Annotated in this window: 17 protein-coding genes; 7 read left to right on the top strand and 10 right to left on the bottom strand. The window is 54.0% G+C overall.

Features of this window, described 5'->3' with window-relative positions; genetic code table 11:
- Window position 1: 1 nt before the first annotated feature.
- Window positions 2–895 carry a LysR family transcriptional regulator gene (locus tag ACUTSU_RS05830; protein WP_445649912.1) on the bottom strand — a complete coding sequence of 298 codons (894 nt, stop codon included), beginning with the start codon at window positions 893–895 and terminating at the stop codon, window positions 2–4.
- 127 nt (window positions 896–1,022) lie between these two features.
- Here ACUTSU_RS05830 and ACUTSU_RS05825 point away from each other — a divergent pair, with 127 nt between their 5' ends.
- Complete coding sequence (locus ACUTSU_RS05825) at window positions 1,023–1,460, top strand: PACE efflux transporter (RefSeq protein WP_445649911.1); 438 nt, start codon at window positions 1,023–1,025, stop codon at window positions 1,458–1,460.
- Window positions 1,461–2,072: 612 nt separating this feature from the next.
- Window positions 2,073–3,536 carry an L-asparagine permease gene (gene ansP, locus ACUTSU_RS05820; protein WP_261095487.1) on the top strand — a complete coding sequence of 488 codons (1,464 nt, stop codon included), beginning with the start codon at window positions 2,073–2,075 and terminating at the stop codon, window positions 3,534–3,536.
- Window positions 3,537–3,734: 198 nt separating this feature from the next.
- Here the strand turns inward: ansP and ACUTSU_RS05815 are convergent, their stop codons facing one another.
- Window positions 3,735–4,514 (bottom strand): HalD/BesD family halogenase, encoded by a 780-nt coding sequence (locus ACUTSU_RS05815; RefSeq protein ID WP_445653879.1) that lies wholly within the window; start codon window positions 4,512–4,514, stop codon window positions 3,735–3,737.
- Between the two features lie 111 nt (window positions 4,515–4,625).
- On the opposite strand from ACUTSU_RS05815, the gene ACUTSU_RS05810 reads away from it, so the two are divergent.
- Window positions 4,626–5,528 (top strand): LysR substrate-binding domain-containing protein, encoded by a 903-nt coding sequence (locus tag ACUTSU_RS05810; RefSeq protein ID WP_445653878.1) that lies wholly within the window; start codon window positions 4,626–4,628, stop codon window positions 5,526–5,528.
- Between the two features lie 15 nt (window positions 5,529–5,543).
- Here the strand turns inward: ACUTSU_RS05810 and ACUTSU_RS05805 are convergent, their stop codons facing one another.
- Complete coding sequence (locus ACUTSU_RS05805) at window positions 5,544–6,398, bottom strand: ATP-grasp fold amidoligase family protein (protein ID WP_445653877.1); 855 nt, start codon at window positions 6,396–6,398, stop codon at window positions 5,544–5,546.
- Window positions 6,399–6,552: 154 nt separating this feature from the next.
- On the opposite strand from ACUTSU_RS05805, the gene ACUTSU_RS05800 reads away from it, so the two are divergent.
- Window positions 6,553–7,851, top strand: a complete 1,299-nt coding sequence (locus ACUTSU_RS05800) for an oligosaccharide flippase family protein (RefSeq protein WP_445653876.1) — start codon at window positions 6,553–6,555, stop codon at window positions 7,849–7,851.
- Here ACUTSU_RS05800 and ACUTSU_RS05795 read toward each other — a convergent pair.
- Window positions 7,848–8,429: a hypothetical protein gene (locus ACUTSU_RS05795; protein WP_445649906.1), complete on the bottom strand. Its 582-nt coding sequence runs from the start codon at window positions 8,427–8,429 to the stop codon at window positions 7,848–7,850. The genes ACUTSU_RS05800 and ACUTSU_RS05795 overlap by 4 nt on opposite strands.
- 132 nt (window positions 8,430–8,561) lie before the next feature.
- Here ACUTSU_RS05795 and ACUTSU_RS05790 point away from each other — a divergent pair, with 132 nt between their 5' ends.
- Complete coding sequence (locus ACUTSU_RS05790) at window positions 8,562–9,461, top strand: LysR substrate-binding domain-containing protein (RefSeq protein ID WP_445649905.1); 900 nt, start codon at window positions 8,562–8,564, stop codon at window positions 9,459–9,461.
- Between the two features lie 24 nt (window positions 9,462–9,485).
- Here ACUTSU_RS05790 and ACUTSU_RS05785 read toward each other — a convergent pair whose 3' ends face one another.
- Complete coding sequence (locus ACUTSU_RS05785) at window positions 9,486–10,340, bottom strand: EamA family transporter (protein ID WP_445649904.1); 855 nt, start codon at window positions 10,338–10,340, stop codon at window positions 9,486–9,488.
- Window positions 10,341–10,421: 81 nt separating this feature from the next.
- On the opposite strand from ACUTSU_RS05785, the gene ACUTSU_RS05780 reads away from it, so the two are divergent.
- Window positions 10,422–11,360 carry a LysR substrate-binding domain-containing protein gene (locus ACUTSU_RS05780; RefSeq protein WP_445653875.1) on the top strand — a complete coding sequence of 313 codons (939 nt, stop codon included), beginning with the start codon at window positions 10,422–10,424 and terminating at the stop codon, window positions 11,358–11,360.
- Window positions 11,361–11,435: 75 nt separating this feature from the next.
- Window positions 11,436–12,197 (top strand): arylamine N-acetyltransferase family protein, encoded by a 762-nt coding sequence (locus tag ACUTSU_RS05775; RefSeq protein ID WP_445653874.1) that lies wholly within the window; start codon window positions 11,436–11,438, stop codon window positions 12,195–12,197.
- Window positions 12,198–12,277: 80 nt separating this feature from the next.
- Here ACUTSU_RS05775 and ACUTSU_RS05770 read toward each other — a convergent pair whose 3' ends face one another.
- The 5 genes from ACUTSU_RS05770 to ACUTSU_RS05750 all read right to left on the bottom strand — a co-directional run bounded on the left by ACUTSU_RS05770 (window position 12,278) and on the right by ACUTSU_RS05750 (window position 16,766).
- Complete coding sequence (locus tag ACUTSU_RS05770; protein WP_445653873.1) at window positions 12,278–12,448, bottom strand: hypothetical protein; 171 nt, start codon at window positions 12,446–12,448, stop codon at window positions 12,278–12,280.
- 65 nt (window positions 12,449–12,513) lie between these two features.
- Entirely contained in the window at window positions 12,514–13,158 is a 645-nt protein-coding gene (locus ACUTSU_RS05765) for a LuxR family transcriptional regulator (protein WP_445653872.1), read from the bottom strand.
- Window positions 13,127–14,821, bottom strand: coding sequence for a Wzy polymerase domain-containing protein (locus ACUTSU_RS05760; protein ID WP_445653871.1), 1,695 nt, complete (start codon window positions 14,819–14,821; stop codon window positions 13,127–13,129). The genes ACUTSU_RS05765 and ACUTSU_RS05760 overlap by 32 nt, the downstream gene beginning before the upstream one ends.
- Window positions 14,822–14,901: 80 nt before the next feature.
- Window positions 14,902–15,930: a fimbrial protein gene (locus ACUTSU_RS05755; protein WP_445653870.1), complete on the bottom strand. Its 1,029-nt coding sequence runs from the start codon at window positions 15,928–15,930 to the stop codon at window positions 14,902–14,904.
- A 260-nt stretch (window positions 15,931–16,190) separates the two neighbouring features.
- Entirely contained in the window at window positions 16,191–16,766 is a 576-nt protein-coding gene (locus ACUTSU_RS05750) for a hypothetical protein (protein WP_445653869.1), read from the bottom strand.
- Between the last annotated feature and the right edge of the window lie 1,667 nt (window positions 16,767–18,433).

Below are 18,433 nucleotides of genomic sequence, written 5' to 3'. Positions count from 1 at the left end.
ATTATTCCGCTTGCGGCCTGTCCCGCATTAACGCCACCAGTTCATGGGCGGCCTTCTCCAGCGGCCTGTTTTTCAGCCAGATCAGATGCATCGGCAGGCGCAGTTCGTTTTTGGTGTTTTTGAATTTCAGCCTGACCAGTCGCTGTTGCGCCAATAAGGGCGCAGTCAACGATAGCGGGAAATTACCCCAGCCCAAACCGGCCTCCACCATGCTCAGCGCCATCGGCAGGCTGTCAGTACGCCAATAGGATTCCGCCACCTGCGGCCGCAAATCGGTAATCGGCAAATCGCGGCTGGCCACCATAATCTGCCGTACGTTAACCAGATCTTCGAGAAACAGCTCGTCTGCCGCTCCGTTCAGCGCCGGGTGCGAAGGTGAGAGCGTAGCAACCAGTGATTCAGCACCGACGAAGTGGAACTGCTCCTGGCTGTTGATATTAAGCCCACCGAATGCCAAAGCAACGCCAATCCTGCCCTGATGCAGCATATGCAACACGTCGTCCTGCGGAGCGGTCAGCACTTCGATATTCAGCAACGGGTAGCGTTCCGCCAGCGTTTTGATTGCAGCCAGCAGGCCGCTGCTGTTGATGTCCGAGGCGACCCCCACCGAGAGGGTGCTCTCCAGCCCCTGAGATAATTCGATAGCGTGATTCCGCAGTTGTTTAAGCTGGCCGGCGATCAGCCGCGCATGCGGTGCCAGTGCCAACGCCAGCGGGGTGGGTAACGGTTCGCGATGTGAACGATCAAACAGCTGAAACCCCAGTTCCGCCTCCATGTTGGCGATCCCCATGCTGACCGCCGAAGGGACACGCCGCAGCGAGCGGGCAGCAGCGGAAAACGACCCGCGATCCAGTACCGCCAAAAACAGCTCAATGTTATCGCTGGAAAAGTTCATTGCATAACCTGTCAGAAAAACTGACAGCTCCTGACTTTTTCTATCAATATGATTGACGGTATCTTACTCGTCAGACGGCAAAAGGTCATCCGACCCTATATCTAAAAAATCAGTCAGGAGATGAGTAATGCAAGGCGTTAAACGCAAACTGGTGTATGTCACCGCCTATGAAATTATCGGTATGGCGATCTCCGCACTCGGGCTGGCATTGCTTTCCGGCACCGCCCCCAGCAGTACCGGGCCGCTGGCAGTGATCATCACCACCATCGCCGTCAGCTGGAACTTCATCTATAACTCACTGTTTGAACTGTGGGAAAGCCGCCAGGCAACGCGGGGCCGTTCGCTCAAGCGCCGCATTATCCATGCCGTGGGCTTCCAATTAACGCTGGTGGTGTATCTGATCCCGCTGATCGCCTGGTGGATGGGAATTACGCTGTGGCAGGCGCTGCTGCTGGATATGGCGCTAATCGTCATTATCCCGTGCTACACCTTTGCGTTTAACTGGGCGTTCGACAAGATATTCGGTTTGCCAACCTCGGCCCTGCCGGCCGGAGAATCAGCTTAACATCAGCCCCCTCCCCATGATGTTCCTCGCCTGTGGCAATATCGCCGCAGGCGAAGTGAAGTTTATTCCCCCCCTTTATTCTCATCGCGAATAAATAAGCAAAATCCCCTGTATTTCGCACGGTAATTATTATTATGTGATTTTCATCACTTTTTATTCCTCGTTATTTTCGTCTTGATAAAATCAATCATCTTATTGAATAATATGCTCTTTTGTATACAGAACAAAAAATAAACACAATTGTTCACGATTTATACGCAGGATTTTTTGCCACATTTCCAGAGAAAAGGTAGCATGCCTCGCCGTTATTTAACGGCAGCTGTTCATATAATATACGCTATGAATTTCATTGCTGAAGATCGAAACACGACGGGTATCTACCCTAAATAATTGGAGTTGCATCAAGGCGGCAAGTTTGTAAATCCCCAAGAGCTTACTCAGGTAAGTGACTGGGGTGAGCAAACGTAGCTAACGCAGATGCAGCTTCACGTATGACGGGTATAAACAACAGAATGATGCCATGACCTCATTCTCATCACGGTTGTTCGTAGCAATCGTTTGCTCCGAAGCTGGGGCAGGATAATTTTACAGACGGGTAAAACAGGACGAACGATGCAATCACAAAAAAAATCGGCGCATGAGCAACATGCAGCCAGAAGACGTTGGTTAGACTCTCACGAATCCGGTTATCACAAAAGCATGGGCAACCGGCAGATTCAAATGATAGCCATCGGCGGTTCAATAGGCACCGGCCTGTTCCTCGGCACCGGCGGCCGGCTGGAACTGGCAGGGCCGGCGCTGGCATTGGTGTATCTGGTTTGCGGTATCTTCTCTTTCTTCATCCTGCGGGCATTGGGCGAACTGGTTTTGCACCGCCCTACCAGCGGCAGCTTTGTTTCTTACGCCCGCGAGTTTCTCGGTGAAAAAGCCTCTTACGTCGCCGGCTGGATGTATTTCCTCAACTGGGCGATGACCGGCATCGTCGACATCACAGCAGTAGCGCTGTATATGCACTATTGGGGTACCTTTGCCGATGTGCCGCAGTGGTTGTTTGCCCTCTGCGCCCTCGGGGTGGTCGCCACCATGAACATGATCGGCGTGAAGTGGTTCGCCGAAATGGAGTTCTGGTTCGCCCTGATCAAGGTGGTCGCCATCGCGCTGTTCCTGGTGGTCGGCGTGGTGTTTCTCGGCACCGGCACCCCGGTGGCGGGCAACACCACCGGCCTGCACCTGATTACCGAAAACGGCGGCATGTTCCCGCATGGCCTGCTGCCTGCACTGGTGCTGGTGCAAGGGGTAATCTTCGCCTTCGCCGGGATTGAGCTGATCGGCACCGCCGCCGGCGAGTGCAAGGATCCGGCCAAAATGCTGCCGAAAGCTATCAACAGCGTTATCTGGCGCATCGGTCTGTTCTACGTTGGCTCGGTGGTGCTGCTGGTGCTGCTGCTGCCGTGGAACGCCTACCAGGCAGGCCAAAGCCCGTTCGTCACCTTCTTCAGCAAACTGGGCGTGCCTTATATCGGCACTATCATGAATATTGTGGTGCTGACCGCCGCACTCTCCAGTCTGAACTCGGGCCTGTACTCCACCGGCCGCATTCTGCGTTCACTGTCGATGGGCGGCTCGGCGCCGAAATTTATGGCCAAAATGAGCAGCCAGCAGGTGCCTTACGCCGGGATCTTGGTGACCTGCGGTATCTACGTGCTCGGGGTGATATTGAACTATCTGGTGCCTTCACAGGTGTTTGAGATCGTGTTGAACATCGCTTCGCTGGGCATTATCAGCTCCTGGGCCTTTATCATCGTCTGCCAGATGCGTCTGCGTAAGGCGGTGCGTGAAGGTCGTGCCAAGCCGGTGACCTTCAAGATGCCTGGCGCACCGGTCACCTCCTGGCTGACGTTGGCGTTCCTGCTGGCGGTGGTGGTCATGATGGCGTTTGACTACCCGAACGGCACCTGGACCATTGCAACCATTCCGGTGCTGGTTGTGTTGCTGGTGCTGGGCTGGTTCGGCCTGCGCAAGCGTGCGCAGGAAGTGAAACTGGAACAGCAGGCGCACGAAGAAGCCCATCACTGAGTTTTTAAAACTGCTCCAACCGGGGCAGTCAGACTGATGACAAACCTCATTCCTACCCAGAGCGAGTAGAGGTCGATAAATAAAAATCAGGAAAATCAATTTATTGATTTTCGGCCGATCACCACAAAGCAGGAAAAACCACGCTTTTTCCTGCTTTGTCAGCAACCTAACTGCCCCAACCGGGGCAGTTTTACTCCCCTATACCCGGCCGTAAAAGGTCATTCTGGCGCTTTCCGACAGCGCGATATCCGGCTGCGCATTATAAGCCAGCACCACCAGCATCCGGGTGATGTCACCTTCGGTCGGCGTGACCCTATGCATGGCGTTGCGGCCACGGAACAGCACCAAATCCCCCTCTTCCATCGCCAACGGCTTCACCGCTCGTTCACCGTCCAGCACCTGGGAAACCCCGGCGTAATTCATCTCGCCGCGGTCGGCATCGCGCAGGTTTTCCACATATTCAAAGCGTCCACCGGCCTGCGGTTTCTGGATCAACAGCGTGATGGCGAACGACGAGTTATCGAAATGCCAACCCAGTTCCTGCCCATGATGGGCATAGTGCAGATTGATCGAAGACAGACGATCGGCGTAGGGATACAGACACTGTTCTTCCAGTACCGTACAGAGAAAATCGCGGAACGGTTGCGCGTCATACAGTGTGCGCAGCGGCGATTGCTGTGGGATATCCTCATCGGTAATGCAGCCCTTGGACGAGACCACCAGCCGGTTGCGTGCATGATCCGGCGGCAGAGTTTCATCCTGCGGCCTGAGGTAGACGTTATGCTTGCTGGCGGCATAAAACGCTGCATGGCTGTGCTCCGCCCCTTCCAGACGGATAGTCGCCAGCGCCGCCGCCGTCAGAAAGCGCGGCAGCACCAACGCTCCCGCCGTATCCAGCGTAGCTTTGCATTGTGCCTGAAAGGCCGGATCACCAATCGGGTTGGCGGATAAATCAACGATATGAGCGAGTGGCTGCATCAGAGACTCCTTGGGCATAGCGGCCGGATAACCCACTGTAGCGAATGCCGGATTGCCGTAATAACAAAAATACGTTAAGGATGAGCCAACCAATTCTTAGTGATAGCCACCATGAGCCCAACTTCCCGTCCTCGTCTGCCCAAACTGAGCGCCATTCTGGCATTTGAAACCGCCGCCCGCACCGGCAGCCTGGCCAAAGCAGCAGACCACCTGGCGTTGACCGCCGCCGCCGTCAGCCAACAGATCCGCCAACTTGAGCAACAGCTGGGTATTGTACTGTTTATCCGCGCTAAAAGCGGCGTGACGCTGACCGAACAGGGAACGGACTACCTGGCCTACGTGCATCAGGCCTTCGAAACGTTGCGCGTGGCACAACAGCATGTCGATCGCCAGCGGGGAAAGGAAACGCTGACGGTATTCGCCTTGCCGGCATTGGCGTCAAAATGGCTGAACCCGGCGATCGGCGATTGGTTGGCCCGGCATCCACAGGTGGATATCCGCCTGCACGCCACCCATGCCGAAGTCGATTTCGCCGCTTCCGCGGCGGACTTTGCCCTGTGTTTTGGCGATCAGGACTACCCGCTACTGGAAAAGGTGCGGCTGTTTCAGGACTGCGTACAACCGGTTTGCAGCCCACAATTGCAGGCCTGCGGCGACTGGACCCAACAGCCGCTGATCCATGTGGATTGGGGCAAGGAAAGTCAGTTCCTGCCGGGCTGGCATGACTGGTTCAGTGCCGCCGGGTTGCCGCCGCCACAGCGGCGTGGCCTGACCTACAACCTGACCTCACTGGCGATTGACGCCGCGGTCGAGGGCCACGGCATTTTGCTCGGCCAACAGAGGTTGATCCAGCGCGAACTGGCCAAAGGGACGCTGGTGCCTCTGGCAGAACCTATACTGTCGCTCAGCAAGCCTTACTACCTGGTGTATCCACAGCGCACGCTGGAAAAACCCAAAGCGGCCGAATTTCTCAGGTGGCTGCAAAGCATCGCGCCAGTGGACAGTGACCGCTAAAGGCTACAGCAGCCACTAGCCGATTTTGGACATCATCTCGCCCAGCAGCAGGTTGGTCGCACCCGGCAGGTAAACCTCGTTGCCGGCACCGGGGGTCAGCGTCAGTTCACCAATGTAGATTTGCTCGCGGGTGAGGTAGAAGTCGACGCGGCAATAGTCCAAGTCTGCCGCAACGGCTTTCGCTACCCGGATCATTTCATGCCAGAACGCCGGTTTTTCATACAGAGTATTGACCTGCGGGATATCCGCTTGGGTAAAGAAACAGTGATGAGCATGCTCGTCTAAAAATTCCAATGAAGTCGGCTCAGGTCCGCCACGCAACAGCTCTACGAATAAATAAGCCTGTTTACCGTTAAAAACATGCACCTTGTAGTCAATCAATTCACCTGCCGTTTCAATATCCAATAGCTGTTCGACGATAATCTTCTGCGGGATATTAGCGTAGTGTTTTTCACGAAACCTTTTCCAGTAGGTTATTTCAGACCATTCGTTAAGAATTTTCTCAATATCGGAGAAAGTAACTTCGCTTTTATCTTTGACTATCTTGACCTGTTGCGAGGCATTATTAGTCTTGATAACAAAAGATTGAGGCAAGGAAAGGTAATCTTTTTCTGTGAAATTATCGCGAATCATAATGATGGGGGTTAGGTACTTTTCCGATACCCGCTGTGCAATATAGTCTCTGACTGCCACCTTGTCCGCTAACATACTGAAATCACGGCATGGGTAGCGCATTCTCCGATAAATTTTCTCTGAAAATGTCTTGGGGTGTTTGAAGTTAATCCAGGCACCATGGGAAAGGTAGTGGCTGACTTGATAATAGATAAAATCGGGCGCGGCCCGATAGAGTCGTTTTGCGATTTTTCTCATTCTTCTCTTTCTTCCATGAATCTAGCATAGGGATAAATACTGCTGACATTCCGATTATTGCATCTTAATTATAAAACCCTGTGAGTCATTCCTTACAGAGGGTAAGGAAATAATCGGATGATTCCTATTATAAGGTGCGACAGGGAAAGTCCCCATGAAATTAAAATTCATAGATATCAAGATCGTGAGAAATGCGTTTTGGATGATATCCGAAAAAATGGTGTCTATCCTTGGCGTCATTTTTATCACCGCCTATATGGCGAGATATATCGGCCCGGAAAGCTTTGGCAAAATCACCTTTGCCACCGCGATTTTCGCCATTACTCAAACGCTGGCACTGCTGGGTTCTGATACCGTGCTGTTCAAGCGGATTAGCCGCAACCCGGCCTCGGGAACTGCCTTGATGTTTTCCACCAACCGGCTGCGTCAGGGCTGCTTTGTGTTGTTCTCGGCGGCAATATTGATTTACACCGGGCTACGGGAAGATTTCATCACCTTCTACTTTTGCGCCGCCACCTTTGTCGCCAGCTTCTTCTCACTCAGAGACGTCTTTACCATCTATCATGATGCCCGGCTGGAGTCGCGCTTCAATACGCTGGCCAACGTCAGCGGCCTGGGCAGTGCGCTGCTGGTGCGTTATCTGATCGTTTATTTTGATCTGCACCTGTATTACCTGGCGATCCCGATCGTGATGGTTTATTTGATCCCCTATCTGATCCGCCACCATATCTATCACCGCCGTAATCCGCGCTTTGTCGCACCAGCTCGCGTTCGCCGCAAATACGTGCGCTATCTGCTCGCCAGCGGCCTGCCCCTGGCGGTCTCCAATGTCTCCATCGCCATCTACACCCGGCTGGCGCAGCTGTTCCTGATGTGGTTCGTCTCCGCCGAAGCGCTGGGCATTTACTCCGTTGCCATTACGCTGGCCACCGCCTGGATGTTTGTCACCGACGCGGCTATCACCTCGTTTTTCGCCAAAATATTCGCTTATCAGCGTGATGACGCCATGCGCACCGCCGCCAAACTTAATGGGCTGGTGCTGGCGATTGCCGCCGCGATCGTCGCCGGCATCTTTTTGCTCGGTAAACCGGTGATTGTGCTGTTGTACGGCGAGCAGTATTTAGCGGCTTACCCGGCGATGGGGGTGTTGGCAGTTGCCACCCTGCTTTCCGCTCTGGGTACTCTGGCCTACAAATACATTGTGATTTTCTCCGGCTACGGCTTCTTGTCGAAGAAGATGTTCCTGGTATTTATCATCAATATTCCGCTGTCATACTGTCTGATCCACCAATACGGTATGATGGGCGCGGCCTACAGCACCCTGCTGACCGAGTTGTTGTCGCTGACTCTCCTCAACTACTTCTTCCGCCGTGGCACCGTATTGCAGATGCACCTGCGCTCGCTGAATCCTTTGACCTATATCCGGCGACCGGTTAGCCATACCCACGGCTAGCTCTCCAGCTCGACCACCCTTACGTACAAGGCCGCAAGCAGCGACAGGTCAATCAACATGGCAAAAGCGTAGGGAAACCCCGTTACTCCGCTAAAACTCGATTGGATCAGCAGGACAGCCGCAACCGTAAGGACACTCCCTGCAATCAGCAACGCGCGTCGGCGCAGAGCATGGCCGTCGCTGTTAGTACCTCGACGTATCGCGGCGCTGTAAACCATTCCCTGACCCAGGCCGGAAATCGCCATTGCCGAAAACAGCTGCAGCTCGTTTGGCAGACCATGCAATACCAGGATCAGCAGCAAGGTGCCGACGGCACTGATGACAAACCCATGGCGTACCAGGCTCAGGCGACTTTTGCTCTGGAACACTTTCAGCTGCATTAAAAATATGGCCAAAACAAAGGCAATACCAAGGCATGCCAGCAAAGCGATCAGCTGCAGCGGGTTCTCCAGCACATAGAGTTTTAGTAACAGTGCAACTTGCGCGACCAGCCCACTGACTAAAAGAATACCCGCATTGGTTTGTGCCTGCTGTTGCGCAGACGCGGCAAAAGGGACGGATAAAGGAGAAGTGCTCATAATGATCCTCACTATATAAAAGCGGCGATAGAAAATTTATTTCATCCTTACAAGGAGGTATGTTGAGCCTATCGCATATATAATCAGGCAATCAAAGTCAGAGTTTTCACCCATGGATGAAAATAACTCATCATGAAATCTTCCCGTTTACCGCCTCTGGGCGCACTGCGCGCCTTCCATGCGGTGGCCGATTGTCTTAGCTTCAAGCAGGCTGCCGGGCAACTGAATGTCAGCGCCACCGCTGTCAGCCATCAAATCCGTTTGATTGAATCCATGCTGGAGTGCCGCGTATTCGAACGCAACGCGCAGGGAGTGAAGTTGACCGAGGCCGGACACTTGCTGTATACGGGCACCCAATCCGCCTTTACCGCCCTGGAAGAGTCGGTAAAAAAAATTGATCAGGCCAGACAACCTCCGGCGCTGACCATTACCACCACCTCGAACTTTTTGACCAATTGGTTGGTGCTGCGCCTTGAAAGCTTTAAGGCACAATTTCCCGAGATTGATTTACACCTGCATACCAGCGTGCAAAGCGTCGACTTAACGCAGCGTACCGTCGACGTGGCAATACGTTATCGTGAAACCGCGGAAATGGGCCTTCACAGTACCTTGCTATATGAAGATCGGTTTATCGTGGTTGCCAGCCCGGCACTGGCCTTGAATACCCTGAATGACCTGCATCGCACGACGCTGTTTCACGTCGAGAACAGGCATGTGCCTGCTGAAAATCCTGACTGGAAACACTGGCGGCAAGGTTACGGGCCGGAGAACCTGAATATTGCCAGAGGCCTGTATTTTAGCGATGAAACCCATGCGTTGCAGGCCGCCGTGGCAGGGCAAGGGGTGGTTATTGCCAGTAAGTTGCTGGCAGAAGATTTGATAAAACGCAAAATGCTGGTGGCGCCTTTCGATTTGTCTTTGCCCGGTGCGAATTATTATCTGGTGGCGCTGGAAGACACTGCCGAACGCCCCGACGTCGTGTCATTACGCCACTGGATGCAGAAAAATATGCACCCCGGTACGCTGGAGTAAGGACTTATTGACTGAGCCTGGAGCTTAATGCCAATGCAGCACCACGGCACCGGCCAAGACCGTTAACACACCCAGCCACTGTATGGCGGCAAGCCGCTCACGCAGCAGCAAGGCACCCAGCAGCGCAGCAATGCCGCCAGACAGGGTGCTCAGCACCGTTACCACAGCCACCGATCCGCCATCGGCCCCTACGGCAAAGGCGCTAAAGCCACCCAGATTGAGCAAACTGGCAGCCAGCAACAGCCCGCCCTGCCGCCAGCCTGGACGTGCCAGCAATGCACGCCGGTTAGCGCTCAGCGCCAGCAGGGCCGTTAACCCCAGCGTATAGCCGAGCCACAGGCTGACACTCGGCCCCAGCACCGGCAGCGTGTATTTCCCCTGTAGCCAAAAACCGGTGCCATAACAGCCTGCGGCGATCAGCGCGAAAGCCATCGCCGGTAAGGCCGACGAAGAGTTGTCCGGCTGCCGAGCAGGGCTGACGGCGGTCAGCATCACCCCCAGCAAACAAATAACCAGCCCCGTAAGCGTCAGCCCCCCCAAAGGTTCACCACTTAGCCACGACAACAGCGTGGTAACCGCACCGTAGCTGGTGACCAGAGGGGCCACCATCGCCGCCTTGCCAATAGCGAAGGCCTGTGACAACGCCAGTGAACCGCCGACGATCAGGGCAGCGGCCAGCAATGCCAGCCCCCAAACCATGCCGGAAGTCGCAAAGACAGGAACCGCAGTTGCCGGTAATAAGGCCGTAAAAATCACAAAGCCAATCGCCTGCGAAAAAAATACCGCCCTGCGCACCCCCACCGATCGGGCGTTGATACCAACCAAAAAATCCGTGCCACCCCAGCACAGCGCGGCGGCCAACCCCATCACAATGTCCACGCAATACTCCCGTCAAATATTTGCCCTAAAAGTAAGCAAAAAATCACTTGTGGAACATCGATAGATTGGCAATATGGTTGAATGAAACTCAAGCTGAACGCTCAACCTCGCCTGCCCTCCCTGAAAGCCTTGCATACTTTCGAGGTGGCGGCGCGCTGCGCCAGTTTTACCGAGGCAGCGGAAGAGTTGAACGTCACGCTGGGAGCGGTCAGCCGCCAGATACGTCATCTGGAAAACGAGCTGGGCGTCGAGCTGTTTCACCGCAAGGGGAACGCGGTAGCACTCAACAACACCGGCAAACAACTGGCTATCGACGTGACCCGCGCACTGACGTTGCTGCAAAAAGCCAGCGATCGCGTCCGGCCAGAACAAAAGCAAACGCTGAAGCTGACCTGCACGCTGGGCATTGCCAGCCATTGGCTGGCTGCACGCCTGCCGGCACTGCGCCGTGCCGATCCTGATGTTTCACTGGTGCTGGATGCCAATGAAAGCCTGCGTGACCTGGCCAATGGCGAGGCGGACATTGCCATCCGTTATAGCCCAGCGGCCAACCCGCCACCGCACTCCCGCGAGCTGCTCGCCGATGCCTTTGCGCCGTTAGCCAGCCCGGCCTTTCTCGCCGCACATCCCAGCCGTATCACGGCCGCCGATTTGGCGCTGTCGCAGTTGATCCACTCGCCCTGGAAGGACGGGCAGAAGATCGGCATCGCCGGCTGGCAAGATTGGTTCGCCGCCTTTGGCGAAGGCACCACGGCACCGCGCGGTATTCTCACCTTTAACAGCGTCGGCCATGCTCTGCAGGAAGCGATAGAAGGTAACGGCATTGTACTCGGCAGCCTGGCCGTCGCGCAGGATGCATTAGCCGCAGGCAAGCTGGTGCCGGTGTTTGGCGAGCACGGGCAACTACCTTGCGCCTATCAATATCGTCTGTGCTGGGCGGACAGCGCGTTCGTTAGCACCACCACCCGTCGCTGGGTGAATTTGCTGCTGCAGGCGGCGGGCAAAGCCCCGGCGTTCTGACATAGCACTTATTGCCCTCACAACTTTGCCAAACCCAACTATTTTATGTTCAATTTTTCTGCTGTGAGATAAGCCGTGGACAGACAACGCTACCTGCAACATCTTGGATTCGCAGGCATCCCCAAGCCCGACCTTGCGACGCTGCAACAATTACACCGCGGCCATATGCTGAAGGTCCCCTTTGAAAACCTGAGCATTATTTATCAGCAGGGGATCCATCTGGAAGAAGAAGCGCTGTTTAATAAAATTGTCGAGCGCAACCGCGGCGGCTTTTGCTATGAGCTGAACCGGCTGTTTGCTCTGCTGTTGCAGGACATCGGTTTTAACGTGCAGTTTATTTCCGGCGAGATCCGCGCCCGCGACGGCAGCTTCGGCGCGCCCTTCGACCATATGGCGCTGAAGGTGGAGCTGGATCAGCCGTATCTGGTGGACGTGGGGTTTGGCGACTCGTTCCTGACGCCGCTGAAGATCACCACCACCGAGCAGCAACCGCAGACCAGCGGCACCTTCCATTTAGAACAGGAAGGCGAGACCTATTACCTGGAGCGCAGAAACGGTGATCACCGCTCGCATGCCAAAACCCTGTACCGCTTTACCCTGCAAGCCCGTGAGCCGAGTGAGTTCGACGGCATGTGCCACTACCACAGCACCTCGCCACAGTCGCATTTTACCCAGCGACTGGTGTGCTCGCGGCCAACGGAAAATGGCCGGGTGACCCTCAGCGAGAACAAACTGATCATCACCGAAGATCACCAGCGCCGGGAATCGACGCTGCATTCCGAAGTTGAACGGCGTGCAGCGCTGATGCGCTATTTTGGGATTGATTTGGAAAGTTGAGAATATCACCCTGGCGGATGAAGCACTTCATCCGCTAAATAGCTGCGCACTAATAGTGCTACAGATGAAGAGTGTTCAGGTTATGCGCCAGGCTTTCCATTCGGTTCAGCTAATAAAATGCGCGCAAACACGCCTTCCATTTCACTCACCTTTTTTATAAATTCCTCTGGTGAATACACCACCCCAGCGTGGGCAATATAGTGCAGCGCCATTTCACGAGACTTTTGCATCACCCATTGATTTCTTAACATACTAATCTCCTTAAATAATAAAATCCTATCTACCGCCATTCAGACGGCAAACATTCGCTATAAAATCAATTAAATAACTTCGACAGTTTGACCAACGAATAGGGGGTATTATCTAAACCCAACTTCTTCAGCGCGTTGATTTTTTGGCTGCTGATGGTTTTGATACTTTTCCTTGTTCTAAACGCAATTTTGGTGGGGCTCATGCCTAATATGATAAGTTTCAGAACATTATATTCAATAAAAGATAAAACCTCACGATTGCCTTTAGGGCCAGAAAAGCCCCCTCCGTCTATGACTTCACGTTCAAACACCTCAACGCCTGCATCCTCCTCGATAAACCTGAGCGTTTTCATGGATAAATATTCCATGATCGCGATAACCCGCTTTTGCGCAATGAAGATGATATCCCGATGTCCGCAAAAATGAGGACTCCTTAGCAAGGGTAAAATGGTTGGGTAGTCGTCATCGGTAACATGAATTAACACTATCGCCTGACCAACATCACCCCCGCTAAAATAATCCGGCCCAATAAATGCCATTTCATAGCCTGTTTTATTTTCAAACACGGCCTTTAATGCCAGCCTCGTGAACTGGCATTGACTCATCAATAATATTTTTTTCATATCGATAAACACGCTAGAGAGTAAAAAAGATTTCTGGAGTAGACAGTTATTGCCGTCAGAAGCTTGAGCGCGCAAACCGCCTGTCATGGGGAAACAATAACGCCGCCTCATACCGCAGTTCATCGGCCAGAACATATTGTTGCTGTTGATACAAGATAACCAACAGGTTGGCGTAAACGTTTTTATCAATGCGGTGATTCAGATAACGCTGCGCCCATAGGGCATAGGTTTCCAGCCGCTGCTCGTCCCGCGTTCGGTTAAAGGCGAGCAAGCCTGCCAACTGGCGATCAAACTCCAGCCGATCGTCATGCATCCAGCTGGCCCAACCCGGCAAGGCGTCCACCTGCCGCATCTCCTGCAACCCGCCGCGCTCCGCCTGGGTCAATACCTGCCCGCTGTAAAACCCGGTCACCATCACGAACAGCGCCGCCAGTGACAGGGCCAGCATCGGCAGCCGCCAGCGTTTTAACCCCGTACCGGAGCCAAGGCGCGGGCCGACCAGCCGATCGAGCATGGCCAGCAGCAGCAGGAACACCAGCCAGTGCAGTGCCGACAGGTAAAACGGGTATTCGGTTTGGCTATGCAACGCAATAGGTAGCAGCGCCACACACAATGCCAGAGCCTCGCCCGCCGATGCTTTACCGCAGGCAGAAGTCCGCTGGTCATGCCAGCAGGCACGGGCTGCCAGCTTGAAGCCCGTCCACACCAGCAACAGCATACCCAGCAGCGCGACCATGCCCCCTTCCACCCACCACAACAGCAATTCGTTATGTGGGTGACGAGCAATCCCCACGCCATGCGTGGATAAACCTTGCGCCAGACGAAAGTGCTGAAAGCTGTATTCGAAGCCGCCGTACCCCCAGCCAAGGATCGGTTTTTCGGCAATCATCGCCAACGTAGAGCTCAGCATCGCGAAGCGCGCCTGATTGGAGCCAGTATGACTGGTGTAACGCATATCGCTCCCCAACCACAGCACCATGGCTGCGGCGATGACACCGCTCACAACCAGTACTGAAGCAATCGTTACAGCCCGCGGATAACGGCGGCCAAAGCACAGGAGAACTGCGCCTAACACCAAAACGCCTGCCAGCCAACCGGTGCGGGATTGCAACCACACTAGCAGCATCGGCAACAGCACCAACGCCGCAGCCAGCGCACGGCGGCGCCAGCGTTCAGCCCCCAACGTTGAGAGCTGAAAGCCAGGCAACACAAACGCCGCCAGTGCCAGCGCGGATCCGGTCGCGATAAAACTGGCAGTGACGTTGGGCTGCTGAAAAATCCCCACAGCGCGCCCACCGTTTGCGGGCACCCAGAATTGAGCAAGCTGAGGCGCAAACAGCTGCACTCCCCCCATTATCGCCTGCACCACCGCCGCCGATAAAATCACATACAGCACCGCATGGCGCTGGCGTGCGGTCATGCGCACCTGCAGCCAGGTGAAATAGAACGCCGCTCCGGCAAATAAGCCCGCCAGCCGCCAAACGGCGGCACTTTGCCATTCGGGCCGGGTAAATATCACCGGCAGCGCCAGCACTGAACATGCAACAAATATGGCGCGACAGGTCGGCGTTATCACCATCCGGCGCAACGGTGTTGCCCGCCAGCAAACGCCCATTAATAGGGCCGCACCGCCGTAGACCAGCAAATTAAATGGCAGCGACAATCCTATACCGCCGGGGTTGGGGATATATATAGCCAACGGAATAAAAAGCAAAAATATAAATAAGAAAAAAATACGATCGAATATCATAAAAAACCTGGCAATATTATAAAAAATGGCGTTAAAAATAACGCCATTGTGATTATGAAAATATCGGCTAAGCGTAAAACTTAACGATAATTGGCGTACAGCACGATGCTTTTAGCCGCCACGCCCATCTTTAATACCTCCTTCGCGCTAAGTTCGGTTTGATACGTGACGGTCTGCTGATTGCCGCTTTGCACGTTATCCCAAAACTTGACTGGCGTTTCGAAGGCGATTCTCCCTGCCTGGCCCTTAATACTAAAATAAGTGCCGTTACCCAGATCCAGAGCGGTATTACTCTCCACCAACCCGCCGCCGGGCGAAGAGAAGATCAGCGCAACAGCTAATTTGCTGCCGGCATCGCAAGCCTGGCTCTTAACCGCCGTCACGCTCAAGGGTTTGGTGGCGATCAATCCCGATTCCGTAACCGATGAGATAACGCCAAAATCAATTTCACGCGGCACATTGATGGTCACCGAACAGTTCGAGACCTTGATCCCCGCCATCCCTTGCAAGATATAGCGATAGTTTTTCCCCGGCGTACTGTTAATGCCCCCTACGCCATCCAGTTGGAACACAGCCACCCTATCATTGCCTCCCTCTTTTATTTCTCCGGTTTTCTCCAAATAAATTTGATATTTGACCTGCCCCTTTTCCGGTTTGTTTTTCAAGCGCCACATGTCGGTTTGCACCTTGCTGCCTGCCTTGACGATACCGAGATCCGCATCGTTATAAATCAACCCCAAACCAATGCCGGGGCGCACCACATCCCCCACCGGGTTGCCATAGAAATAAACCCACTCTCCCTTGGTGCTGCCTTCAGCCCAACACACTACGTTGCGCGTCATAATTTTTGACGTCCATAGACGGCTACCTAACGGCAAATCGGCAGCCACGGTCAAAGCACCGATATTTTCGCTTTCTTCGGTGATGCCATTCTCACTATCAAGATGACATTCCAGCGCCAGTACTCCCCGGCCGCAGGCCAATAAAACGCAGCACAACCCCAAATGAGCAATAACCCTCTTCCCTATTTTCATCACGCTATCTCCAGTGGTTTTATTCACATCGGCGCGTAAGCGCCGAATGTCCAAAAACCTGCGGCCCGAAACCACGAACCGCCGTGAACACGCGTTGCAGCTCCCTAAGGAAATACCCGCTGACACCATGCTCACGTTAGGTTAAATCACAGACCCTGGATGAAAATAAAGAAACAATCGAATCATACATGTTATTATTTTAACTACATTTCTACCAATACTGTCTACGGAGCGATTGTCCGCAGATCAATCCTTCATTCATTATCTGAATAAACGCATTACCCTGACTTTCCAGCTACCGATATTTCGCCGGTCTGTGGCTTTTCAGACTCAAATTAATAAAAATGAGTTATTGGCAGGCATTCACCATTTTTCCGCTTAACCTCGATAGGGTCGGAACCCCAGTTGGCGATATTGCTCGCGTTGGGCTGCTGGAAAATACCGAATACATGTGAGCATGCAGTAGTGACCCAGTATTGTGCAATCGCGGGCGCAAACAGCGGCAACAGCACGATTAACGCCTGGACCGCAGCCGCCGATAAAATCAAATACAACATCGCATGGGGCTGGCGTGCGGACATGCGCATCAGCAGCCAGGTGAAATAGAACGCCGCTCCGGTGAATAAACCATCCAACCGCCAAACGGCGGCACTTTGCCGTTCGGGCCGGGTAAAAATCAGCGGCAGCGCCAGCACTGAACATGCAACAAATATGGCGCGACAGGTCGGCGTTATCACCATCCGGCGCAACGGTGTTGCCCGCCAGCAAACGCCCATTAATAATGCCGTTCCTGCGTAGACCAGCAAATTAAATGGCAGCGCCAACCCAACCCCGCCGGGGTTGGGGATATATATAGCCAGCGGAATAAAAAGCAAAAATATAAATAAGAAAAAAACACGATCGAATATCATAAAAAACCTGGCAATATTATAAAAAAATGGCGCTACACCCAAAACAATTCGGGTTGTAGGAAGGCGGCAGGTCTGAGAATCCCCTAGTCAAAGCATTGCAACTTGAAGTATGACGGGTATACCAATAACGCCATTGTGATTTTGAAAATATCGGCTATTGTAAAACTTAACGAGAATTACCGTACAACACGATACTTTTCCCGGCCACACCCATCTTTAATACCTCCACAGCGCTAAGTTAGGTTTGAAGTGACGGTCTGCTGATTGCCGCTTTGCACGTTATCCCAAAACTTGCCTGGCGTTTCGAAGGCGATTTTCCTTTCCTGGTCCTTAATACTAAAATACGCACCGTTACCCAGATCCAGAGCGGTATTACTCTCAACCAAGCCCGCCGCCGGGCGAAGAGAAGATCAGCGCAACAGCTAATTTGCTATCGGCATCACACGCCTGGTTCTTAACCGCCGTCCGGCTCGAAGCACACCTTGGTTACAAGGGGGGATTGCACTCCTCGCACGCACACCAAATCGAATTGGACACTACATCACGATTTCCGTCGGGCCCCCACCACCCCGCAGCCATTGTGGACAGGGTCAACGGATTATTTTTCACATCGCCCGAGCACGGGACTATTGCCAAGACAGCATATTGACTCGCCCCGCGCCCCAATTGCCATCCCGCCGTAAACAACAGGCCCCCCCAAGTCCTGTGCAGCAGAGGGTTCACTCCGGGAGCTATCACGGCATTACCGTAGCACGGAGAGCTGTACGTCGTGATCGTTGTCTATTGACCCATAGGGGTGAACGCATCCACAGTCAATTCGGAGAGACCGCGATCACCACCGTCCCCGAATACATACCCGGCTCTCCCGTTGACGCGGCCACGCGCGTGGTGACTTGCAGCTGCGAGTCCCCGACGACGTGTGTTTTGACCGACGCCAGAACCCCCGGTGCGAGGTTGAACTCATCTGCCCCCACCACTTCGACTTTGGGACTCCCCCCACAGTCGATCGCCGTAGTTCGGACGCGTTCAGACCAAGCCCCATTCTGCAACACGCCGTGATCAGCCAGGTCGAGAGTCCCGACCGAACATCGGGTCGACGGAGGAGAGGATTTGATACAAAAACGGGACCCCGCGTTTGCCGCGACGTCGGGCCAGATATCTCCGTAGGGTGTGTGTAGTCCACCACCCCAGAGTACACCCGCCATCACACATTCTCCGCCCGGGCCAGCCCCTGCGTGCGCGCCCCATGTAGTCCCAAACGTGCACGCGGAGGGATCCCGAATAGACCAGTCCGCCAGTTTTCGGTTGCGAAATTTACATTGTTTGCTCATGGTAGGACGGTGTTCGTTGTTGTTTGTCCATTTGCAGCCCGAGAATCTGAGACCAGGCCCCCCATATTCGCAATGAATACCATACAGGGCGAAAGCTTCCTCCGAGTTTGGCCGGGTAATCCGTGGGACTCCGGACTCAATCAGTGCAATTTGCCCCGAGTACATGACGGCCCCACTACAAGCCCCCTGGGGGCCGTCCTTGCACGATACGATCTTGGCCTCTGTCGCAACAGGCCAGAGGACCGACCAAGTCGGTGTCGAGTACCCACATATCACGAGGATCAGGGAGAGAAGAGTATATTGTGTTTTTCTGGTCATGGCAGTGCCACCGTTGTA

The organism is Serratia sp. NA_13, from assembly GCF_052691735.1.
This window is presented reverse-complemented; position numbering and strand designations above follow the sequence as displayed.